The sequence below is a fragment of the Cryobacterium sp. TMT2-17-1 genome, assembly GCF_004402765.1.
Classification (GTDB): Bacteria; Actinomycetota; Actinomycetes; order Actinomycetales; family Microbacteriaceae; genus Cryobacterium; species Cryobacterium sandaracinum.
The window spans coordinates 1-1,196 of record NZ_SOGC01000026.1 but is presented as its reverse complement, the minus strand read 5'-3'; the positions used below and the strand labels follow the sequence as shown (position 1 = coordinate 1,196).

Genomic DNA, 1,196 nt, shown 5'->3' with positions numbered 1-1,196 from the left:
TCGGCTTCAAATCACCCGACGCCCTCATCGCCCTCGCCATGCTCAGCCTCGGCGGCCACAAACCCGCACTCCCCGGCCGGGATTAACCCACAGAAGCAGCAGGAGAGCCAAAATCTCCGTCGAATTCGCACGGCGCGCAGGGCGGGCAGGGCGGGCAGGGCCGACGAGGCTCAGTCGGGGGCCGGCCGGCGATCGGGGACATCCGGTGTGAAGATGTAATCGTTGTTCTCAGTGAGCTCGGGGCGCATCCCGCGAGACAGGTTGTTCTGGAACAGTGTCCGGGACTCGTCCCGGCGCCGGACGGCCTCGGCCGGGTCGTCGGCGCGCAGCCGCTCGAAGTCCACGTCAAGAGACAGCGAGTCGCTGCCCGACCAGACTGGGGGGAGTTCGCCGGCCAGTGCCCGGAGGGTGCGCGGAGAATCGAGTCGCCACCGCACCTCGAACCGGTCACTCCGGTCGCTGCCGGTGATGACGTCGTCGAGCCGGCCGTAGAAATCCGGCAGGAAGCGCACCACCTCGGCGCCCAGCTTGACCAGGTTGAAGTGCGCGTTGCGGCGGATCAGCGGGTCGAAAGTCCAGCGCATGTCTGCGACGCCGTGCTGCAGACAGAGTGCCCGCTGGAACAGTTTGAGCGCGTAGCCGACCCCACTGCCGCGCTGCCACGGCACGACCGCTGCCATGTGCGAGTGCAGGTGGATGCCGTCGGTCCAGCCGAGGAAGCCGAGCGTCGCGCCGACCGGTTTGCCGGCCTTGGTCGCCACCATCACGGTGTTGCCGGCGAAGTCGAGCGCCAGGAGCATCGACCTGTCGGGGCTGTGGCCCACGCCCCAGGTGCGCTCGAACAGGCCGATCACCGCGGCCAGGTCGCGGGGTTCAGCCTGCCGCACGGTCACCCCGGCAGCCTCGGCGGCTGCATCCGCGGCGGCCTCCGCCTGCCGCACGGCTTGCTGCGAAACCCCCGGCTCAACGCTCATGCGTCGAGTAGACCACACCAGGCCCGGTCCCCGGCAGCCGACCACCGTGCTAATTCGACGGAGATTTTGGCTCTCCTGCTTCATCCGTGGGTTAAACCCGGCCGGGGAGTGCGGGTTTGTGGCCGCCGAGGCTGAGCATGGCCAGGGCGATGAGGGCGTCGGGTGATTTGAAGCCGAAGGCGATTCGGGTGAGTAGTCGGATCTTGGTATTGACGGATTCGA

General features: G+C 68.1%; 1 protein-coding gene. It reads right to left on the bottom strand.

Annotated features, from left to right (window positions below):
* Positions 1–170: 170 nt before the first annotated feature.
* Entirely contained in the window at positions 171–974 is an 804-nt protein-coding gene (locus E3O47_RS06155; RefSeq protein ID WP_104099225.1) for a GNAT family N-acetyltransferase, read from the bottom strand.
* Between the last annotated feature and the right edge of the window lie 222 nt (positions 975–1,196).